Consider the following 19,928-nt stretch of genomic DNA (forward strand, 5'->3'; position numbering starts at 1 on the left):
GACATGAAACTATATAATCGCATTATGGAGCTATTTTGGCTGGCAATGGGAATTATCATCATTATTATGGTCACCGTGATGTGCCTGAAAGAAAGTTTCAGCAGCTGGGCTGTCTATTATGCTTTTGCTTTCATGGCATTAGGAACTTATTTCCTGAGAAGATTTATGCGAAAGCGCATGGAAAAACACCAGGCTTTCCTGGAGAGTCAAAAACAGAAATAACCGCTCAACACCGAGGGCGGTCTTTCAACTAATTTCCAGCTAATCACACTCCACTTTTCCTTATTTTCGTTTCACCAATATACTCCGGGTTAAATGAAGCTTTTGAAGGTTATTTGCCTACTCAACTTGATTTGCATTCCTGCATTTTCCTTTTCTCAATGGAATTTGAGCGGGACGGTATTGGATGAAAAAAAGCTTCCCATTCCCTTTGCGAACGTATACATCAAGAACAATACGGACCTAAGAACACAAACCGATGAAAACGGAAAATTCTCGCTGCAGCTTTTCGACGGGGAATATTTTGTCATTGTCAACGCCACCGGCTACCAGGAACGTGAAACCTATGTTGTCATTTCCAACAAAGGCGCAGTAAAGGACATTCAGCTTTTCCCCATTAAGATCAAGGAACTGGAAGACATTGAAATTGCCGTTAAGCGCGGAAATCCCGGAAGGGAAATCATGCTGGAAGTCGTCAAAAAACGGGATAAGATCAATCCGTGGGCTTACCCGCATTCCACGAATGTATACATCAAAGCAACCGAATCCATTGATCGGAAGGAAAAAGAATCGGACTCGAAAAACGACCGGCAGGATGCAGATCCTTTTGAGGAAGAGAAACGGAAACTGGCCAAACTGGCAGGGAATATGAATTTCGCAGAAATCCAGGTTACACGTAATTATTCGCCGCCGAATAAGGTAAAGGAAATCCGCAATGCTTATGAATTGCGCGGGGACGATAAAACACTGTATTATACCACTACCGTCAAATCAAATTTCAATTTCTTTGAAAACCTGCTTTACCTGGAAGACCTGCACAGTACGCCGGTGATGAGCCCGATTTCCACTCCCGGAATCTTGTCTTACCGCTACCGCCTCGAAGCGCAGTATGAAGAAAACGGAAGAAAGATCCATAAGATCAAGATCCTTCCCCGGATGAGCTCCACTTCCACACTTACCGGCTATATTTACGTAGTTGACTCTGTCTGGCTGGTTCAAAAACTAGATTTGACGATGGAAAAAGGGAACCTTTTTATGTATGATTATTTTTCCATCCACCAGGAATTTGATCTGCCCGGCGATTCCATGTGCGTATTGAAAGAGCAGGTGTTGGATTACGGTGTGAAGTACAAAAACCAAACTTCCACCTGCAAAACGGTTGCCCAATTCTCCAACTATAACTTTCAGCCGAACTTCCCCCCGAAATTTTTCAGCAACGAATTAGCTGTAACAACCCAAGAGGCGTATGAACGGGATTCTGCTTTCTGGAAAGACCAGCGAGCCGTTTCCCTCACACCGGAAGAACAACGCTTCATAATCGTAAGAGACAGTATCCATGACGCTTTGAACCGGAAAGAATACCTGGATTCCATTGATAAAGTCTTTAACAAGGTAACTTTTCTGAAAGTAGTGTGGTTCGGAGTCGAGCACCGGAACCGTCCGAAAAAAGTGCAGTGGTCTATCAATTCGCTCGCAGCGATCGCACGTCCGCTCTACCCGGCCGGACCACGTGTTGCACCGGGTTTCAATTATTTCAAGAAATGGGAAGACCAACGCACTCTGGATATCAATACGGAGATTTCATATGGTTTTCTCAATCACGACATCAAAGGGAACATCAACGGAAATTACCTCTACAATCCTTTTAAGCAAGCCCGGCTCCGCATGGGGTTTGATCACGATTTTGATGCCATTGTTTCCTACGATGCCATTACACAGATCTATAAACGAAGTAATTTCATTGAAGCCACATCACTGAATATCGGTCAGACGCAGGAATATATCAATGGCTTGTATGTCGACATTGATTTTGAATTTACCGAACGCAGGTCCATCAACGGGTATAAAAAACTGGGCTTCCTGGACAGTGTTATTCCCAATGACGATTTTAAACCCTTCCAGGGATACCAGGCACTTTTGGGTGAAATAACCGTGACATACACCCCGGGACAGAAATACATGCGCGAACCACATCGCAAAGTGGTGCTGGGTTCCAAATGGCCTTCCGTTTATGCCTATTATCAGCGTGGAATTCCCAAATTATTTGGCAGTGACGTGGATCACGAATACGGATTGATCGGTATTTATCAAAATTTTCAGTTAGGAACCTTCGGAACCTCTTCCTACCATGTCAAGTCGGGAAAATTCCTCAGTTCCAAGAACCTGAAAGATGCCGATTTCAAGTACCAGCGCCGCAGCGACCCGATTTGGTTCTCGAATCCCTTGTACTCATTCCAGGACCAGGATTCTTCCCTTCCTTCCAGGGATTATTACATCGAAGCACATTTCATCCATCACGACAACGGGTCAATTATGAATAAAATCCCTTTCATGAAGAAAACCGGAATCGGGTTGGTTTTCGGTTGCGGAGCGATGTATGTGGCCGAATATAATTGGAAACACTATGAAGTTTTGGCAGGAATCGAACGCAATTTCAAATTTTCAAAAAGAAGGCTGCGGATCGGGCTGTATGGAGTATTTTCAGATGGAAATCACATTACTCCGCGCTGGACAGGAAAAATTTCCTTTGCGGTATTGGATGATCGGAATATGAAGTTCAATTTTTAACGGTTGAATTCCTAATTTTTGAACTGATGATTTTTTTGCCGGATTCCTAAAAATTCGGTCAATTTCAAGGTTAGTTCCCCTGGAATCACTGACCTTAGGGCACAATTTGCCATAATAGGATATCAGGATATTATGTTTTCGCGATATTGCGAATTCGGACTGTCCATTATTGGAATTCAACCAGGAGACACGATTAATCACTTCCCTACTTGTCAAAACCAAATCTACTAGCTATCTTTGTCCCAGATCTTTGAGATAACTTATGAAGAAAGGTGGAGGGACAGGCCCTGTGAAACCTTGGCAACCTGCCGTTTCGAAACGAAAAGGTGCCAAATCCGATCCCGGCGATCTTGCCGGGAAAAGATAAGTATACAAGTAGTTTTTATCACTACTTCCCCGACTTCATAGTTTGCAAAGCAATAATAAGGCTATGAAAGACATCAAGCAATTACTCAACGAACGTATTCTTATCCTCGACGGAGCGATGGGAACCATGATTCAGCGTTACCAGCTGGAAGAAGAAGATTTCCGTAAAGGCTGGTTTGAGGACCATCCATATAAATTAAAAGGTGATAACGATATTCTTGTTTTAACCCGTCCGGATGTCATCAAAGAAATTCATGCACAATACCTGGAGGCCGGAGCCGATATTATTGAAACCAATACATTCGGCGCGACCAGCATTGCCCAGGCAGATTATCACTTGGAAAAAGCGGTTTACGACATTAACTATCACGGAGCAAAAATTGCACGCGAAATCTGTGATGAATTCACTGCCAAGAACCCGGACAAACCCCGTTTCGTAGCTGGTTCTATGGGACCTACGACTAAATTGGCGTCCATGTCTCCGGACGTGAATGATCCCGGATTCAGGGCAATTACCTTCAATGAACTAGTGGTCGCTTTTAAAGAACAGGCAAGGGGTTTGATGGACGGAGGAGCCGATTTCCTGCTGGTAGAAACGATCACTGACACTCTGAATTCCAAGGCAGCCATGTTTGCCATTGATGAATTGAGCGAAGAACGGGGAATTCAGATCCCGATCATGATCTCCGGAACCATTACCGATCAAAGCGGACGAACTTTAACTGGACAAACGACCGAGGCATTCCTTATTTCCGTTTCTCACATGCCCCTTTTGAGTATCGGGTTGAACTGTGCTTTGGGTGCAGATGCAATGCGACCATACTTACAGGTTTTGGCCAACCAGGCACCATTTGCAATCAGTGCCCATCCCAATGCAGGATTGCCCAATGAATTCGGTCAGTACGACGAAACACCCGAAATGATGGGATCTCAAATCGAAGAGTTCCTTCAGGAAGGACTAATCAATATTATCGGAGGATGTTGCGGAACGACTCCGGACCATATTCGCAAAATGGCTGAAATTGCAGCTAAATACTCACCAAGAAAAATCAGCGAAACAGCAAACGCATGAATTATTTACGCTTATCGGGCCTAGAAGCCATTACCATCACACCTGAAAGTAACTTCATCAATATCGGTGAACGGACCAATGTAACCGGATCTCGTGCTTTTCTTCGCATGATCAAAGAAAATGATTACGAAGCGGCATTATCCGTTGCACGCGAACAAGTAGAAGGTGGTGCCCAGATAATTGATATCAATATGGATGAAGGGATGATTGATGGAAAAGAAGCCATGGTCAAATTCCTGAACCTGATTGCTGCCGAACCCGATATTTCAAGCGTTCCGATCATGGTCGACAGTTCCAAATGGGAAATTATCGAAGCCGGATTGCAGTGTATTCAAGGAAAGGGAATCGTTAACTCGATTTCATTGAAGGAAGGAGAGGAAAATTTCATTCGTCAGGCAAAACTGATCAAACGTTATGGTGCCGCAACCGTAGTGATGGCTTTTGATGAGCAAGGACAAGCGGATAGCTACGAACGGCGGATTGAAATTTGTGAGCGCTCTTACCGTATCCTGGTAGACCACGTCAAATTCGCTCCGGAAGACATTATTTTTGACCCGAATATTTTCCCGGTAGCAACCGGAATGGAAGAACACAACAACAATGCTTTGGATTTCTTCCGGGCCACCAAATGGATCCGCGAAAACCTGCCTGGAGCACATGTCTCAGGTGGAGTTTCCAATGTTTCTTTCTCTTTCCGTGGAAATAATCCGGTACGCGAAGCCATGCATTCGGCATTTTTATATCACGCCATCAAACACGGAATGGACATGGGGATTGTGAACCCATCCATGCTGGAAGTCTATGACGATATTGACAAGCAATTATTGGAATACGTAGAAGACGTGCTCTTAAACAGGAGAGAGGATGCAACGGAACGCCTGCTGGATTTTGCAGAAAACTTCAAAGGAGAAGACAAGAAGAAAGAAGTTTCCCTGGAGTGGAGAAATGCCCCGGTGAACGAACGACTTGCACATGCCTTGGTAAAAGGGATCGTCGATTTCATTGATGAAGATGTCGAAGAATGCAGGCACCAGTTCCCACGACCGATCATGGTAATTGAAGGTCCGCTGATGGACGGAATGAACATCGTGGGAGACTTATTCGGAAGCGGAAAAATGTTCCTTCCCCAGGTGGTGAAATCTGCACGTGTCATGAAAAAAGCGGTTGCTTACCTCCTGCCCTTTATTGATGCTGAAAAAGACGGAAAATCAAGTTCTGCAGGAAAAGTGATCATGGCAACCGTAAAAGGAGATGTGCATGATATCGGAAAGAATATTGTATCGGTTGTATTGAGTTGCAACAACTATGAAATTGTGGACCTGGGTGTCATGGTACCTGCCGAAAAGATCATCCAGGCAGCGATTGACGAGCGCGCAGACGTCATCGGACTAAGCGGACTGATCACTCCTTCCCTGGATGAAATGGTTCATATGGCCAAAGAGATGGAACGTGCAAACCTTTCCATTCCCCTGCTGATCGGCGGAGCAACCACATCTAAAGTACATACTGCCGTTAAAATCGAACAGAATTATCAGAAAGGACAAACCGTTCATGTACTGGATGCTTCGCGTTCCGTAACGGTTGTTGAACAGCTGCTCGGGCACAAAAAAGATCAATTCGTCAAAGATATCCGTGCGGATTATGCCCGCGTGAGAGAACACCATGAAAAACACCGCGGAGCTAAACAGGTACTGAGCTATGCCGATGCCTTAAAAAACAAATTGGTGCTCGAATTTAATTCAGAAACCATAAAAAAACCCAATCAGCTAGGCGTTCAGGTCATTGAACAACAGGATTTGTCCGAACTGGTCCCATACATCGACTGGACACCTTTCTTCCAAACCTGGGAACTCCACGGAAAGTTTCCCCGCATTTTAAAAGATGAGGTAGTGGGAAAAGAAGCGACCCAATTGTACGAAGATGCTCAGCATATGCTGAAACAAATCGTAGATGAAAAATGGTTGACGGCCAAAGCGGTTTATGGTATTTTTCCCGCAAACAGCATAGCTGACGACATCGAAATCTATTCGGACGAGCAGCGTACTTCCGTATTGGGAATTCAGCATTCCCTGCGCCAGCAAACAAAAAAAGCAGCCGGACAACCTAATCTTTCCTTGGCGGATTTCATCGCACCGAAAGAAACCGGCCTGATCGATTATCTCGGAGCATTTGTCGTTACTGCCGGTCATGGGATCGAGGAACACGTAACCCGTTTTGAGGTCGATCACGATGACTACAATTCCATTATGATTAAGGCACTGGCAGATCGTTTGGCAGAAGCCTTTGCGGAGTACCTCCATGCCAAAGTAAGACGCGAAACATGGGGTTACGCCCTTGATGAAAACCTGGACAATGATGCTTTAATTGCCGAGCAATACAAAGGAATCCGACCGGCACCCGGATATCCGGCATGTCCCGATCACACGGAAAAACCAACCTTGTTCAGCTTATTGAATGCAGAAGCATTAAGTGGTGTTTCTTTAACCGAAACCCTGGCCATGTGGCCGGCAGCTTCGGTATCCGGATGGTATTTTGCCCATCCTGATTCCAAATATTTCGGATTAGGTAAAGTTACTCTGGATCAGTTAGATAACATTTCATCCCGAAAAAAGATGGATTTAAATGAGATGAAACGCTGGCTTTCGAGCAACCTTATCGATTAATTTAGCATCTTTACAAGGAAGCTTAACGATTTAATTAGTTAATTGTTAATAAATTAACAACATAAGTCTGTTAATCTCACAATAGTGTGAACCTTGAAACTAAGCTTAATTATGCGCGTACTACTCTTCTTCCTGCTATTTTCCACTTTCGGATTAGCTCAAACACCACCAACCGCACAATTCACTGCATCGCCACTAATTGTTTGTTTGGAAGAAAGCATTCATTTTACCAATCAATCTACGGCCGGAAGTTCGCCTATCACTTCCTATTCGTGGGATTTCGGTGACGGGAATGCATCTACTCAGCAAAACCCGAACCATGTATACAGTGCTCCCGGTACATACACGGTAACACTGACCGTACAGGCTTCGAACGGACAAGCAGATTTTGAATTAAAATCCGCCTATGTAAAAGTCAATCCCAAGCCGGTACCGAATTTTACCACAACAGCAAACGGATGCAGCCTTCCGGTTAGTGTCAATTTCGGAAATACGACTACCGGAGCCGTTTCATACAACTGGAATTTCGGTAACAGTCAAACCTCGACCCTTCAAAACCCGGCCCCAGTCAATTACACCACCGCAGGAACATACAATGTGACGCTCATTGCAACAAATAGTTTTGGTTGCAAGGACACTATCGTCAAGCCCATCGTTATTTCGAATTTCCAGGCGGGAATTAATGCCCCGGCCACAGCATGTCAAAACACTCCCGTAGCCATTACAGATAATTCAACTGTCGGCGCCAATTCGTGGAGCTGGACCTTCACAGGTGGACCGGCCAATTCCAGTTCTCAAAATAACACTGTGGTTTTTTCAACACCGGGAACGTATACAATCAACCTGACGGCTCAAAACACCAGTCTCGGCTGCTCCGGATCTACGTCTCAACAAATCACGATATTACCTACTCCAGTACCGTCCTTCACTGCAAATCCAACTACCGGATGTGCACCACAGGGCGTCACATTTACCAATACGAGTCCGGGCGGAACAAATTTCCAATGGAATTTTGGGGACGGAACGACCTTCAACGGACAAAATCCACCGGTACATACCTATTCCAGTAACGGAACCTACAATGTAACTCTTACCATGACGGGGGCAAACGGATGTCCCGGGTCTGTCAGTTTGAATGCCGTAACGTTAACTCCGCCGCTTGCCGGGTTCACCAGTACTGATACAGCGGGTTGTGATCCGCTTACAGTTACATTTATAGATACTTCCTCTGCAAGCATTCCGATTACAAACTGGTTGTGGACCTTTGGTGACGGGACAACTTTTGTGGGACAAAATCCACCGCCGCACACCTATCCCCTTGGAGTTTACGATGTATCATTAACTATTACCACTCAAACCGGATGTCAGGGAACGGTAACCATTCCTGCCTACATTGAAGTCGGAAAAGTGGACTTGGTGAATTTCACCCTGGATGTATCTCCTGAATGCGCCAAAAGATCCATCCATTTTCACAATCAATCCGTTATCTTAGCGCCACATACATCCGATGAAGTCACCTATTTTTGGGATTTCGGTGACGGTGGTACATCTACACTGGAGAATCCGGATTATTCATACTCTTCCGATACCGGTTATTTTGATGTGACCTTGATTGTGACCTTCCGTGGATGCAGTGATACCTTAACCATTCCGGATGCGGTTTATATCAAAGCTCCCATCAGCCGCTTTACTCCTGCTCAGACCTTGTATTGCAACCCGGCAAGTTTACCGGTCAACGTGGTAGTAAACGACCAATCGATTATCGGGAAGATCCCGGATGATTGTCTGATGATCTGGCGCTGGGGAGACGGAACGAACACCACGTTTGACGATCCGGTCTTTGATGATGCGGATCTCGGATCCACTTCACATAGCTATTCTACTTACGGTACTTACACCATCAAACAGGTGATCTATAATTATACAACCGGCTGTTCGGACAGTACGACGCAAACCATTCATATTTCAACAACGACTGCGGGAATTGCGGGAATATCGAATGACAGTGTCTGTGTGAATTCACCGGTTACGCTATTGGATAATTCTACTTCGTCCCATCCTTTCGGAACGTATTCCTGGAATATGGGGAACGGACAAACAGTTACCGGCACGAATCCAAGCTATGCATACCCCAGCTTCGGTACCTTTACAATTACCTTAACCGCAACAAATAGTGTGGGTTGTGCTGACGATGCAACTTTCAGTCCGATGGTCGCCTTGGCTCTGCCACAGGCTCAGATCACCCCGGACGATAATGCCGGCTGCGCTCCCTTTCTAGTCACATTCAGTAACGGTTCAGCTTTGCAAAATAACGGTGTCAATTTAGCATCGTTCCTGTTCACCTTTAATGACGATAACACCACCCAGACTACGACCAGTGTCGGTACAACGGTGAATCACATTTACAACACAGAAGGAACCTTTACTGTAACCTTAGTAGCTACAGACCAATTTGGCTGTGTGTCCGCGCCGGCAAGCACTTCCGTTTCGATCACGAAACCAACGGCATTGTTTACAATCGATTCCGTGGTTTGCAACCAGGAAAATGTCAGTACCGCCAATGCCTCCTTTGGTTTGGCACCTTTGAGCTATCAATGGATTGTTGACGGATCACAGGTAAGTACCGGAACAGATTATTCTCACGCTTACAGTGAAAGTTTAAATAATTCCACTTCCAGCTTCGCGCACGGATATGTATTGATCGTAACAGATGCCAATGGCTGCAAGGATACCTTATCCAAAACATTGACAGTTTCTACTCCGGTAGCCATTCCGAATTATTCTTTCAGCGGGGCCGCTACCAATGCCAATGGAGATTACTTATGTCCACCGGTTTTTGCTTCCTTAACGGATGCTTCTCTATCTTACGGGAATATTTCCAATTACAGCTGGATCTTCGGAGACGGAAAAACATCTGTCCTGGAAAATCCGAATAACACCTATGTATTCCCCGGAACATATAGTTTAACACTCTCCATCACCGACGAATTCGGTTGTACATCCGATACGACGTATGTTGATTACCTGACGATCTTCGGCCCGGTTGCCAATCCTTCCTGGACGCAAAACACGGGAGGATGTGGACAGGATGTGGATTTCACCATTGGGGCAACCAGCTTCCTGGAAACAATTGTTTGGAATTTAGGAGACGGAACAACTGTCAACGACTCGACCGATTTTTCACATACATATCACGATGTCACCACATACAATCCGACACTGACCGTTACCGACAGCAACAATTGTGAAGTCATTTATCCGATGAATCCTATCACCATCCCTGACATTGGTTTGAATGCTTATTTCGTAGTGAACCCACCCCTGATTGATTTGGGAACAACCGTTGAACTGGACGACCAGTCCACCAGTGCAAACGGCATTGTAACCTGGACATGGGATATGAGTCCAAATCCGCAGGTGACGAACAATTCAGGCGCTTCTATCTACACCAATTATTATACTCCGGGGTCTTACTCCGTCACACTGACAGTTGAGGATCCGAACGGATGCTTCGACACATATACCACCATTCTCACAGTGGTGGGTGATTTTGAAATGCCGAATATCATCACACCGAACGGTGATGGAACGAATGAAGTATTCTCTTTCAAATTTGACATTTTCAAGAGTTTTGACATCGTTATTATCAATCGGTGGGGAAATGTCGTACACGAAGGTAAAAACGTCACAGGAACGATCTTCTGGGACGGAAAAACACAAGCCGGAGATCCGTGCAGCGAAGGTGTCTATTTCTATAAATTGAACGGAATATTAAAAGACAACAATCCGATCCAGAAGTCAGGATTTGTCGAACTGTTCAGATAAACAATCTTTAGTTGAACTTTTGAATAGGACATGGGTTAAAAAACAAAAAGCGGTCATTGCTGACCGCTTTTCGTTAACCTAACCTAACCACTATTCACTGAATCAGAAACTGAAGATATCAGCTCCTTTTCGATTACAAAATTGCGTATTAAATTGTGATATTCAAAATCCAATTTTTTACATTTCTCACATTTCTTGAAAGTTAATGTGGCGTTACCGAATTAAAAACCATTCCTTTATCGGTTGAAATGGAGCATTCAGAAGAACTTTATCCCCATTCAGCAGTTCCAACTATTGGAATCCTAAAAAATCCACCATGGTGAATTTTTAACAACTATTTACTTAAACTCCGTTTTTATATCGGTCTGATTAAAAATTTTAAAATGACAGATTTTTATAACTTTGCCTGGTGTCGGAATACATTCACATATTTACTGACGGTTCAGCCAGGGGGAATCCCGGACCGGGAGGTTTCGGTATCATCCTGAAATACAAGCAATCTGTAAAGGAAATTTCGCAGGGCTATCGGCTGACAACCAATAATCGTATGGAATTACTTGCAGTGGTTTGCGCCCTGGAACAATTAAAAACCCATACGATTCCTGTTAAAATCTATTCGGATTCCAAATACGTGATCGATGCCATTGAGAAAAGGTGGGTATATGGCTGGCATGCAAAAGGTTTTGCCAAGAAAAAGAACAAAGACCTTTGGCTTCGTTATTTAGCGGTTGCTAAATCCTTCCAACTCGAATTCATTTGGGTGAAAGGACATAACGGCCATCCGGAGAATGAACGTTGTGATGTGTTGGCTGTAGAAGCTGCTTTGGGGGCCAACCTGTTAATCGATCAGTACTTCGAAGAAGTGCAGCAATACGAAAATTAATTATTCAGAAAACAGGATTTTACGAAGGTGTAAACCAGCGGATGCGGAAGTTCCCGGGTAGAACTGATTTGCGGACAAAATCCACAGGCAAGGAAAAAGCGGCGATTCTTCAGACTGATTATTTCCGGTTCTTCAAACTGGTTGTACGCTTCGATATCCAGGTCCGTTTCAGTGAGGCTCCCGATGAGTTGAGGATACAAACTGTAGCGGGTAGCTGTTAATTCTTCCGGGTTTCGGGTTTCATATAAGTGAATTAAAGCTGAAGAATGCGGAACAACATATACACGCTCGAAGTGATTTCCGTCTACGAGATTGTCTGAAATTAATTTCTCTCCGTTTGCACTCAGGTTGTTGCGGTGTATCAGGACATCGATCAATGCTTTATACCCTTCCCCTGTAATGAAAACGGGTGCTTCCTGCTGGAGCAACAGATCAATGACTCCGTTGAGATAGAATAAATTGAGGTAAGGTCCCGGAGCAAACCAAAAGCCGTCGTAATTTGACAATTGCTGCGGCTTCATATTGATGATCTCGTTCACCTTAATCCAGTAATAAGACAACTCCACTTCCAGGAAACGACCTGCATGGTCTAATGCCATATTCGTCGCATGATGTGTATTGAAGGTAAAATTAAAATCTCCAATAATCCCAATCTTCAGTTGCTGCATAAGGTATAAACTAAAAAGCCATCCGTCGGTTGACAAATGGCTTCTCTAAATTATCAATTATCTTTTAAACCAACCCTTTAGAATTCCATTCTGAATTGGTAATGAAAGCGTTATCGAATCAGTTGGATCAGGGGTAGATGTATCGGGTACATCTCGATATACGTTACAGTTAAACGTACAGGTGAATTTCGAGTAATCACCTGAACCATCTGACTCCTGAACAATCCCGGTGAAAACAACATCCTGGGAAGGCTGTGTTGCATCTGATGTCCAAACATTTCCGGACCCATCACGGTACACTACTTCAAAACCGTTAACCGCTCCGGTAGCATACACAGGTGTTGTAGTGGATGTAAAGAAGCTGTTAAACGCCGTTAGACTCGGATCGCTGTTAGCACTTCCGTCAAATTGAAGGGAACCTAATCCAACACGAATGGAAACCAAGGTGTTGGAGGATTTCATATTTGCATAGTAAGTAGCCGTTGAAGGAGTAGGCGACGGTTGAATGAATTTAGTTTTTGTCGCATCTAAGTAATATCCATCGACATTCTGTGTCAACTCCAATTGACTTCCGTTTACTAAACCGATAAAACTTGATTCCAGTTCCACCTTTGGTGTCGGTGCCGGAATAATTTCATGTTTTGGACAACCAGCTAAAAATACCGAACCAAACACAAAAAGTACACTAATTTTTTTCATAGATACCATTTTTCAAACCAATGTGTTGCAAGGAACACAATTCGAAAATACAACTTTTTTTGTTACTCCAAAGATATTTCTGAAAATCTCACAGATCTGCCCCGTTTGCGTGCTTTATTTTTAACTGCTTTTGTCCTACGCTCTTAGCAATTTATTTTGTTCCGGGAAGCAATAATAAGGTAAGAAAACAGGTTTATCCATATCAGTTGTAAGGTCCATTGAGTAAACCGTCTCCGTATCAGAGATCACAATAGTATCCAAATTTTCATCGATGTTCAGGTCAATTCCCCGTACACTTAATTCACACATTAATTGATTGAACGCACTCATACTCACAAAAATCTGACTTTCGTATGCATTTCCGTTTTCATATATGCAACAATCCAGTTGAACTTCTGTGGATGAACTTTCAAATTGAATGCGGTTTAATAAGATGCTGTCGAATATTGTTTTCATACTGTTTTGACTTTGATGATACAAATTTGCACCCGGTAGTTCGTAAAGTACTTACGATCTACTGCATCAAACTAAAAAAGTTGAACATTCTTAACATTCCGGAGCTTGAATTTTGAATTTTTCGTTTTTGAATTTTTCGTAATTTCACAATCTCACATATTGAAGAACATGAAGTATTTCCAAATAGACAACAAACTCTTTATTGAAAATCGCAGAAAGTTTACCGCAAAAATGGCAAAAAACACCTTGGCTGTTTTCAATTCGAACGATATTTATCCGGTAAGTGCAGACGGAACCCTTCCATTTACACAACACCGAGACATATTCTATCTTTCCGGTGTCGACCAGGAAGAAAGTATCCTGGTTTTATTCCCGGATGCAAGTAATGAAGCACACCATGAAGTTCTCTTCTTAAAAGAAACAAACGATCACATTGCTGTTTGGGAAGGTGCCAAACTGAATAAAGAACAGGCATTTGAAACTTCAGGAATTAAAACCGTTTACTGGCTGCAGCAATTTCCAACGATCTTCAAACAACTAATGGCTGAAGCGGATGGAATTTACCTGAACACCAATGAGCATTTGCGCGCCGACACAACAGTTCAAACCCGGGAAGACCGCTTTATTATCCAGGTAAAACAGGATTATCCGGCTCATCAGGTACATAAAAGCGCACCGATCATGCACCAGATCCGTTCCGTTAAGGAGCAAATCGAGCTGGACCTGATGCAAACGGCTTGTGACATTACTGAAAAAGGATTCCGTCGGATCCTGGAATTTGTAAAACCAGGTGTTTGGGAATACGAGATCGAAGCGGAATTTTCCCATGAGTTTTTGCGCAACCGCTCAAAAGGCTGGGCCTATACGCCAATCGTTGCTTCCGGAAAAAATGCATGTGTGTTGCATTATATCGAAAACAACATGCAATGCCAGGACGGAGATGTCATCCTGCTGGATGTCGGGGCCGAGTATGCAAATTATTCTTCGGACATGTCCCGAAGTATTCCCGTAAACGGACGGTTTACTCCAAGACAGAAAGAAGTTTACAATGCAGTTCTGCGCGTAAAATCACAAGCAGAAAAAATGCTCGTTCCGGGTACCATGCTGGCAGAATATCAAAAAGAAGTGGGCCGATTGATGGAATCCGAGTTAATCGGGCTTAAATTACTGGACCAAACAGACATTAAAAACCAGGACCCGAACTGGCCGGCATATAAAAAGTACTTTATGCACGGAACATCGCATTATCTTGGACTGGACACACACGACGTCGGTCTGTGGAATGTGCCGATACAAGCAAATATGGTATTCACGTGTGAACCCGGGATCTACATTCCCGAAGAAGGATTGGGAATCCGGATTGAAGACAACCTGGTTGTTCAGGCATCCGGAGAACCTTTTAATCTAATGCGAAATATTCCGATTGAAGCAGACGAAATAGAAACGTTGATGAATCAAAAATAAACGCTGTTTTAAAGTTCAAGAGTTTAAATCATTGATACGACGTTTGAAAGTTTGAACTAATTTTTAATCTATGGATGAAAAATTATTGAATTACAGGATTTTCGGAAATGGGAGTCCTGTCGTTTTTTTACATGGTTTTATGGAAGATTACAGCATGTGGGACGAATTAATCCCGCATCTTCCTGTTCAGGCAATCTGCATTGATTTGCCCGGTCACGGCAAAAGTCCGGTCAACTCCGATGCCGTTCCCTCCATTTTATCCATGGCCAAGGAAGTGGAAAAAATTATCCGGCATGAAAAACTGAAGCATCCGATCATCGTGGGGCATTCCATGGGCGGATATGTGGGATTGGAATTGCTCAAACTCTATCCGGGATCAGAACACCTGGTCCTATTCCATTCACATCCCTGGAGCGATTCGGAAGAAAAGAAACGGGACCGTGAGCGGGTGGCGCACCTGGTACTTACCAAAGCCCCTGTTTTCATTCGCGAAGCAATTCCGAATCTGTTTTACGATCCATCCAAAATGAAACCTGCAATCGAACATTATATTCGAATTGCAGAACAGATGGACCCAAAAGCCATAGCCTGGGCGTCTTTAGCAATGAAAAACCGCTTTGACCTAGCCTATCTCATGGAGAAAAACCCGGAAAAATTCACGGTTATCAGCGGTCAAAACGACCAATTGATCCAGGTTGCCCAATTGGATGCTTTTTGCAAGCAAAATAAAATCTCATCCATTACACTTCCGCACGTAGGACATATGGCACATGAGGAAAACCGGGAGGAAGTAATTCAGTTGTTGAATACTATTTTTTGAAAGGTATTCGGTAAAAAATAAATAATTTTAACGGTATTAACTTTTGATTATACTACCAACTGGCATATTTTAACAGTTAAAATCTGAAAGTATTCGGTTTCAAAACGATTACTCAGTTTATAGGAACTCGTAAATTGTCGGTAAGAACAAGTAACAAACTACATTATGGAACCGAAAAGACTTCGTGCTTTGGTCGTTGATGACGAAGAATATGCACGCAAAAATTTAATTATGATGCTGGACGATTTTTGTCCGGAAATCGAAGTAATCGGTGAAGCCTCCGGGAAAGAACAAGCCAAAGCGCTTATTACCGCCAGTAAACCGGATGTGGTTTTTTTGGATATCCGGATGCCCAGCGGTGCAGAAGGGTTCGAATTACTGGAAGAAGTAGAAGAAAAGAATTTCCTGGTTGTTTTTGTTACCGCCTTTAAGGATTACGCCATTCGTGCATTCAATGCAAGTGCCGTTTACTACTTGCTGAAACCTATCGACATAGACGATTTACGAGTTGCGGTTGAAAAACTGGTTGAGGCAAACAATGTATTCGGGCAAGACCCGGAAAATTATGTGACATACTTCAGGAGTTTGCGGAACCTGTCCGATCAGTTACTGCGCAACAAACCCAACAACCGTATTGCGATCAGCCATACCAAAGGATTGAAGATCGTTGAAGACAATACCATTTCCCATCTGGAAGCAAGCGGAAATTGTACCACGATCTATTTCAATGACGGAACACGTTACCTCGATACACGAACATTAAAGATTTACGAGAACATTTTGAATCCTGCCAAGTTTTTCCGGATTCATAAATCACATATTATCAATCTCAACAACCTTGCTGAATACATTAACGAAGACGGTCATTTCGCCGTTTTGAAAAACGGATTACGTATTCCCGTAGCAAGAAACCGTGTTACGGATTTTGTAAAAATGCTCAAAGAAGGATGAGATTACTCGCATGGATAGTCTTTACGGCCATTTCTACCATCGGAATGGCCCAGGACTACTCTTTCATTACCTATTCCAATGGACAGGGATTGCCGCAATCGCAAGTCCAATGTATCACCCAGGACGATGACGGCTACTTGTGGGTCGGGACACTGGGAGGATTAGCCAAATTCAACGGAAAAACATTTACGACCTTTCCCCTGGAACAGGGATTGTTCAATAACCGGATTTCCTGTCTTCAGTTCATTCAGCAATCCATTTGGGTCGGACACGAAGGCGGGATCACTCAGATCAGGAACAATAAAGCACAAACTTATTCACTGGGTGACAATGATCGTACGGTAATTGTTACGGATTTCATCCAGTACCAGGGAAAAATCATCGCATCCACCGAAGGGAGCGGTTTGTATATTATTTCGAACGGACATGTTTCAAAAGTTACGCTTAAAAATCCGGATGCTTCCTCCTGCAGGAATCTGGAGGTAATCAACGGAAAACTCTACATCGGAACCAGGGACGGATTATATTTCACCAGCGACCTGACCAATTTCAGCCGGGTTGAGGCATTCAGGGACCGGCGTATCTCCGGGATTGCACTGGTAAAAGATCGCGTGTTCATTTCCACCTCATTTGAAGGATTATTCCGATCCGATCTCACCTTCAAAACATTCGATTCGATTCCCGTACAGTCAAACGACCTGTATATCGGAGCAATCAGCAGCGATCAGTCGAATCAGCTTTGGTTATCCTCACCCGACGGAGTGATTCGTATGTCTTCTCAAATGAAGCAGCTCAATTTGAATGAAACCAACGGACTTCCGGTAAAAGCGATCAATTGTTCTTTCCAGGATAACGAAGGAAATATTTGGTTTGGCAGCGACGGAAAAGGATTGATCCGGTTTGCCAATCAGAACCTGCAGATCTATTCCACGAAAACAGGAATGCCTTCCGATCTGATCCTTTCGGGAACCAAATTAAAAAACGGCAGTTACCTCTTCGGATCTTATGACAAAGGTGCTTTTAAAATGAATCTCCAGGGAACCTGTGAAACCATCCCGATTCCGGCAACTACCATCTGGGACATTGAATATTTCGACGGATTGGCCTGGTTTGCAACAAACGCCGGGGTTTTTAGCTGGGATTTAAAATCCGAACTCAAACAATACACCTCCAACGATTTTTCGAACACCTTCCGGGTTTTAAAGCCATTCAAAAACCGGTTAATCGTTGCAGGAGAAGAAAGTATCGGCTACATTGAAAACAACACGCTTCATCACTACCCCAGCTTCAAGTTCAATCTCAGCAGGGACGGAAATATCCGCGATATTGCATTCTATTATTCGAATATTCTCGTGGCAACCTCCAAAGGATTGTACGAGCTCAACCTTTCCCGAAAAACACAGAAACTGCTTAAGAAATTCAAAACCAGCATCGCTTCCATAGAAACAGATACAGACAACCGGATCTGGATAGGAACGGAAAACGGGCTGATCATCTTTGACGGGATCAATTACAAAAACATATCTTACAGTTCAAAAAGCGGAGCGCGTTTCATCAACTTCATCCACCGGGTAGAGAGCAATATTTTTGTCGGAACAAATGACGGATTGTATATTTTTGAAAACAGCGAAGGCACACAAACACTCGTCAAACATATCGGTACCAATAACGGGCTGATCAACCTGGAATCCAACATCAATTCTTCCATCTACGAAGGCGGAAATTTTTGGTTCGGAACGAGCGATGGATTGGCAAAGCTGCAATTCAGTTCGGAAAGGAGATTTACTGATTTTGCCCCTAAACTCAATATTGCACGGGTCCTGGTCAATTACCGGGAGATCGATCATTCGGATATTTTCAACGGACTGAAATTAAATTATTCAAAGAACAACCTGATTATTGACCTGGATGGAATTTCAATGGAAGATCCCGAATCGGTTACTTTCCAATATTGGCTTGAAGGCGAATCAGACAAGTGGTCTCCTCCCACGTTAAACCCAACCATCATTCTTTCCAACCTGGATGCAGGAGATTACACCCTGCATATCCGAGCCATATCCGGAACCAAGAAAATATCCGAAATCAGTTCTTTTCCCATTATTATTACTCCTCCGTTCTGGAGAACCTGGTGGTTCTATATTTTTGTTTTTGTAGCCATTGCATTTGGAATCCGGTATTATTTCAGGTTACAAATCAAGCGCGAAAGAGAACGCAACTACAAGATCAACCTGGAAAACAAATCCCGTTTACTGGCCCTGGAGCAACAATCGCTCAATGCAAGTATGAACCGGCATTTTATTTTCAACTCGTTAAATTCAATCCAGTATTTCATCAATACCCAAGACCGGGTATCGGCAAACAGGTATTTAACCAGCTTTGCGAAACTGATCCGGAAAAATCTCGACAGTGCTTCCGAAGGAGATAATGTAGTGACCTTACACCAGGAACTGGAGCGATTGGAATTGTACCTTTCACTGGAAGCTATGCGATTCAAAGACCGTTTTACTTACCGGATTGAAAACCAGGATATTGATCTTGAACAGGTAACTGTTCCGGCCATGCTTCTGCAGCCCTTTGTGGAAAACAGTATCATTCATGGAATTCTTCCGGATGAAACGAAAAAAGGAGAAATTGTCGTAACCATCAAAGCATTGGGAGACCAATTGGAAATTTGCATCGATGACAACGGGATCGGAATTGATTTCAGTTTGAACAAAAAAGCCAAATTTAAAGGCGATCACAAGTCACAGGGAATGGAAATAACCTCCAAGAGGATTGACCTTATCCGCCAAATGTGGAACAAGGATTACGAGCTTATCGGGCCCTTTCAAATGACGAATCCTGACCGTTCAATCAAAGGAACGCGCGTTTTAATCAAAATTCCGTATGAAAATTTGGAAATGAATGATTAAATAGTTTATATTTGTTCAGTATGCCTTTTTACGATATGAAAAAGATAACAATTATAGCATCATTATTAGTCGTGTTTACAGCTTGTCAGAAAGCTGATATCCGTCCAAGAACCGGTGGTTGTATGGAACCAAATTCAACGGAAGTGAAAAGCCTTTCCATTGAAACTCCTAATACCGGAAACGACTCAAACGCGAATCCAAACGCTTTAGGCGGGAACGGTGGAGGTTCGGATGCAAATCCAACTGTTGATCCGAACAATCCTGATCCGAATGGAGGAGACATTACAGATCCGCTAAGAAAGAAAGATCAGAAAGACAATAAATAATAAAAATAACGAACAAAAAAATCCCGTCTTGGTTAA

Annotated in this window: 14 protein-coding genes and 1 riboswitch; of the genes, 11 read left to right on the forward strand and 3 right to left on the reverse strand. The window is 43.4% G+C overall.

Translation table 11 applies throughout. The features are described from left to right. The first annotated feature begins 3 nt into the window (after positions 1 to 3). From FO442_RS14390 to rnhA, 6 genes are all read left to right on the forward strand, one after another. Entirely contained in the window at positions 4 to 222 is a 219-nt protein-coding gene (locus FO442_RS14390) for a hypothetical protein (RefSeq protein WP_144333901.1), read from the forward strand. A gap of 93 nt (positions 223 to 315) precedes the next feature. Further along, entirely contained in the window at positions 316 to 2,787 is a 2,472-nt protein-coding gene (locus FO442_RS14395; protein ID WP_144333902.1) for a DUF5686 family protein, read from the forward strand. Positions 2,788 to 3,044: 257 nt separating this feature from the next. Further along, positions 3,045 to 3,157, forward strand: a riboswitch (SAM riboswitch). 60 nt (positions 3,158 to 3,217) lie between these two features. Further along, on the forward strand, positions 3,218 to 4,225 hold the full coding sequence (locus FO442_RS14400; protein ID WP_144333903.1) for a homocysteine S-methyltransferase family protein: 1,008 nt from the start codon (positions 3,218 to 3,220) through the stop codon (positions 4,223 to 4,225). After that, positions 4,222 to 6,888, forward strand: coding sequence for a methionine synthase (gene metH, locus FO442_RS14405; RefSeq protein WP_144333904.1), 2,667 nt, complete (start codon positions 4,222 to 4,224; stop codon positions 6,886 to 6,888). Before FO442_RS14400 ends, metH begins: the two co-directional genes overlap by 4 nt. Before the next feature lie 111 nt (positions 6,889 to 6,999). Continuing rightward, positions 7,000 to 10,713, forward strand: coding sequence for a PKD domain-containing protein (locus tag FO442_RS14410; protein WP_144333905.1), 3,714 nt, complete (start codon positions 7,000 to 7,002; stop codon positions 10,711 to 10,713). A 409-nt stretch (positions 10,714 to 11,122) separates the two neighbouring features. Further along, complete coding sequence (rnhA, locus tag FO442_RS14415) at positions 11,123 to 11,596, forward strand: ribonuclease HI (RefSeq protein ID WP_144333906.1); 474 nt, start codon at positions 11,123 to 11,125, stop codon at positions 11,594 to 11,596. Here rnhA and FO442_RS14420 read toward each other — a convergent pair. The 3 genes from FO442_RS14420 to FO442_RS14430 all read right to left on the reverse strand — a co-directional run bounded on the left by FO442_RS14420 (position 11,593) and on the right by FO442_RS14430 (position 13,419). Further along, positions 11,593 to 12,264 carry a CTP synthase gene (locus FO442_RS14420; protein WP_144333907.1) on the reverse strand — a complete coding sequence of 224 codons (672 nt, stop codon included), beginning with the start codon at positions 12,262 to 12,264 and terminating at the stop codon, positions 11,593 to 11,595. The genes rnhA and FO442_RS14420 overlap by 4 nt on opposite strands. Positions 12,265 to 12,321: 57 nt before the next feature. Continuing rightward, on the reverse strand, positions 12,322 to 12,963 hold the full coding sequence (locus tag FO442_RS14425; RefSeq protein WP_144333908.1) for a hypothetical protein: 642 nt from the start codon (positions 12,961 to 12,963) through the stop codon (positions 12,322 to 12,324). Between the two features lie 135 nt (positions 12,964 to 13,098). After that, positions 13,099 to 13,419 (reverse strand): hypothetical protein, encoded by a 321-nt coding sequence (locus tag FO442_RS14430; protein ID WP_144333909.1) that lies wholly within the window; start codon positions 13,417 to 13,419, stop codon positions 13,099 to 13,101. Positions 13,420 to 13,587: 168 nt separating this feature from the next. On the opposite strand from FO442_RS14430, the gene FO442_RS14435 reads away from it, so the two are divergent. The 5 genes from FO442_RS14435 (at position 13,588) to FO442_RS14455 (ending at position 19,892) form a co-directional block, all read left to right on the forward strand. Beyond that, entirely contained in the window at positions 13,588 to 14,883 is a 1,296-nt protein-coding gene (locus tag FO442_RS14435) for an aminopeptidase P N-terminal domain-containing protein (protein ID WP_144333910.1), read from the forward strand. Between the two features lie 70 nt (positions 14,884 to 14,953). Next, positions 14,954 to 15,703, forward strand: a complete 750-nt coding sequence (locus FO442_RS14440; RefSeq protein WP_144333911.1) for an alpha/beta fold hydrolase — start codon at positions 14,954 to 14,956, stop codon at positions 15,701 to 15,703. A 165-nt stretch (positions 15,704 to 15,868) separates the two neighbouring features. Further along, positions 15,869 to 16,654 (forward strand): LytR/AlgR family response regulator transcription factor, encoded by a 786-nt coding sequence (locus tag FO442_RS14445; RefSeq protein WP_144333912.1) that lies wholly within the window; start codon positions 15,869 to 15,871, stop codon positions 16,652 to 16,654. Next, on the forward strand, positions 16,651 to 19,566 hold the full coding sequence (locus FO442_RS14450) for a sensor histidine kinase (protein ID WP_144333913.1): 2,916 nt from the start codon (positions 16,651 to 16,653) through the stop codon (positions 19,564 to 19,566). Before FO442_RS14445 ends, FO442_RS14450 begins: the two co-directional genes overlap by 4 nt. Before the next feature lie 35 nt (positions 19,567 to 19,601). Next, complete coding sequence (locus tag FO442_RS14455) at positions 19,602 to 19,892, forward strand: hypothetical protein (RefSeq protein ID WP_144333914.1); 291 nt, start codon at positions 19,602 to 19,604, stop codon at positions 19,890 to 19,892. The last annotated feature ends 36 nt before the right edge of the window (positions 19,893 to 19,928 follow it).

The organism is Fluviicola chungangensis, from assembly GCF_007558725.1.
In the GTDB taxonomy this organism is placed as follows: domain Bacteria; phylum Bacteroidota; class Bacteroidia; order Flavobacteriales_D; family Crocinitomicaceae; genus Fluviicola; species Fluviicola chungangensis.